Origin of the sequence: Paracoccus sp. 228 (assembly GCF_000967825.1) — a bacterium.
Classification (GTDB): domain Bacteria; phylum Pseudomonadota; class Alphaproteobacteria; order Rhodobacterales; family Rhodobacteraceae; genus Paracoccus; species Paracoccus marcusii.
Map to the genome: position 1 here is coordinate 1 of NZ_JYGY01000022.1, position 2,440 is coordinate 2,440.

5 protein-coding genes are annotated in these 2,440 nt (G+C 59.8%); 3 read left to right on the plus strand and 2 right to left on the minus strand.

The window, feature by feature from the left end:
- From SY26_RS21755 to SY26_RS21460, 3 genes are all read left to right on the plus strand, one after another.
- On the plus strand, nucleotides 1–570 hold a 570-nt coding region (locus SY26_RS21755), incomplete at its 5' end, for an ArdC family protein (protein WP_046001966.1).
- On the plus strand, nucleotides 567–740 hold the full coding sequence (locus SY26_RS21455; RefSeq protein ID WP_157020564.1) for a hypothetical protein: 174 nt from the start codon (nucleotides 567–569) through the stop codon (nucleotides 738–740). The genes SY26_RS21755 and SY26_RS21455, both read left to right, overlap by 4 nt.
- Nucleotides 737–904 carry a hypothetical protein gene (locus SY26_RS21460; RefSeq protein ID WP_157020565.1) on the plus strand — a complete coding sequence of 56 codons (168 nt, stop codon included), beginning with the start codon at nucleotides 737–739 and terminating at the stop codon, nucleotides 902–904. Before SY26_RS21455 ends, SY26_RS21460 begins: the two co-directional genes overlap by 4 nt.
- A gap of 126 nt (nucleotides 905–1,030) precedes the next feature.
- Here the strand turns inward: SY26_RS21460 and SY26_RS19605 are convergent, their stop codons facing one another.
- Both SY26_RS19605 and SY26_RS21760 read right to left on the minus strand, forming a co-directional pair.
- The gene (locus tag SY26_RS19605; RefSeq protein ID WP_046001967.1) at nucleotides 1,031–1,444 is read right to left on the minus strand and encodes a hypothetical protein; all 414 of its coding nucleotides are present in this window, start codon (nucleotides 1,442–1,444) and stop codon (nucleotides 1,031–1,033) included.
- A gap of 446 nt (nucleotides 1,445–1,890) precedes the next feature.
- On the minus strand, nucleotides 1,891–2,440 hold a 550-nt coding region (locus SY26_RS21760), incomplete at its 5' end, for a hypothetical protein (protein ID WP_046001968.1).

Sequence of the window (2,440 nt, forward strand, 5' to 3'; positions counted from 1 at the left end):
GAGGAACGCCGCCTGCCCTACCTGAAATCTTACAGCGTGTTCAACGCCGAGCAGATCGAGGGGCTGGCCCCGGAATACTATGGCAGCCCCGCCGAGGCCGCGCGTGACCTTGGGACCGAAGCCGACCCGGCGCTTGATGCTTTCTTTGCAGAGATCGGGGTGGAAATCCGCACCACCGACGACCCGCGAGCCTACTACAACCCCACGGCCGACTACATCCACATGCCGCCGATTGCCACCTTTCATGATGCGGCGGGCTATTATGGGACGCTGGCCCACGAGGAAATCCACGCCACAGGCCATAGCACCCGCCTTGACCGCTTTTCCCGCTTTAATGACCGCAAAGGGTATGCGTTCGAGGAAATGGTGGCGGAATTGGGAAATGCCATGCTTTGCGCAAAGCTTGGCCTGACGCCTGATTTTGGACAGTCCGGCGCATATATCAAGAGTTGGCTGCGTGCCTTGAATGACGACAAACGTCTGATTTTCAAAGCCGCCAGCGAGGCCCAGAAAGCCGTTGACCTGCTGACCAAGCAGCAGCACGTCGAAGAAGAAAGGGCGGCCGCGTGAGCGGCCCCCTGCCCGAGCTGTCGTGCCGCAAATGCGGCACGACCAATCCCCCGGTCTATCTGGCCCCTGTCACGGTCGGGGGAGCCGGAACCTGCATCTGCATCGGTTGCGCGGAGGCGCGCGGTTGGCTGGACCGGGATGGAAACCTCAAGCCGGGGATCGAGCTGTGACGACCTACGAAATTCGCGACGATCCCGACGACTTGCCTATCCTCTGCACCACCCTGAGCGAAGCGGAGCGGCGCGGCAGACGCCGCGCCGCCCGCCTTGGCATCGAGGTTCTTATCTATGAAATGCACCCGGAACGCGGGGAGCGGCTTGTAGGCGCGATATGATGCCTGCCCCCGCTTCGGCGGGGGTTTCCTTTTGCGGCGACTTTAAGTTGACGCGGGGCGGAAACGTGCTGCCGCACGTCCCCGCCCCCCGCCTGGCGCTTCGCGCCGAAGGGCCTTCGGCCCTGGTCAGGTGCAGGTGAAGGGCATGGGCTCACCCAGCTCCACACCGATAATTTCACCGTCGATTGATACCGTCATCGACTGATGTGCGCGCAACCCGTCAAGGGTAGTCTGCCATGCGGCTTCATCGGCCTCTGCTTTGCCAAATCGCCCATGATCCAACTCAGCTTTGACGCGGTTTCCATCGGGAAATATGAGTTCGACCGGACCCGACAGGTCAGGGTTTGCACCGACTTCAAGAAGTACCCCGCTATTGGTGGTGCCATAAACGCTGTTAGGATCGCAGACGAGCGACACCATCAGTTCGCTGCTACCTGCTTGGTAGAGATCGACGCCGCGTTCATGGCTGTGTTCCCAAGCTCCTGCCGACAGAGGAAGGCCACAGATCAGGGCAGTAATCAGCAATGGCTGGCGGAACATGGTTTCTCTCCTTTGATTCCAGTATGGCAGGCCGTGGTTTTAGTCATAGACAATATTGTCCCTTCGCCCGTTCAACCAGAACGGCAGGGCCTCGCCCGTGTTCCATACGTAGAGCCATCCAACGACTTCACGGGTTGTGGCGTCCAGGATGCGCTTCGTTGCTTCAGCTTCCAGTCTTGGTTTCCTCGGCACTGTGTTCACTCCATCGCTGCATTTGCACACGGAGCGCCTGTTTCCCCGCCCGGATAATCGGATGTGGGGTAAGCGTCCGCTTACCCCTGCTGAGCGGCGAGCGTGAGAGGATGGGGGTGAAGCAAAATCGACAGGGTTGGTGCGGGCAGGAGGCGAAGCCGACAACACGGCCCTGTCTATTTTGCTTCAGGGGGAAGGAAGCCGAAACTCCTTCCCCCTTCTAGGAAAAATCGTGGCGCGGCTTGCCGCGCCTTCTAGCCCTTCTTTCCTTGCAGCTCTTCGATTACTTCATCGAGGCACGCCCAGAACAAGGGTTCGAACTGTCCTCGCACCATTGCGCCGTCTGATTTCAGTCGCAGGGGATCGTGGTGCTGGCGAAGATCATCAAGAATCGTAGCCGGCACCCTTTTGGTGGTGTGGTAGCCCCCCACTCGCACTGGAAGTCGCTTGGCTTCTGGTTTTGGCACGAAGTCTGGTTTCAGCTCGAACCGGCCCGTTGCGCGGCGTCCGGCTTTCACAATCACATCGCGCATTGCGAAGCCGTGTTGTTCCAGAGCCTCTAGCGCGTCTCCATGCTCACTTTTAGCGGCAACGTCTAAAGCAATTTCGCGTTTTTCTGCGCCGTCCAGTTTGGACGCTGGATTTTCGCCTGCCTCTTTCCCGGCAACTTCGGTGCTTCTCTTGTTCTTGTCCCTGCCCTTCTTAACAACCCCGGTTTGTGCTTCGGCTTCTTGACCGGCCCCGGCATCCTGCCGCGTCTTGGTCGCCTCCAAGGCTTCGGCTTCTTGACCGGCCTCGGCGTCC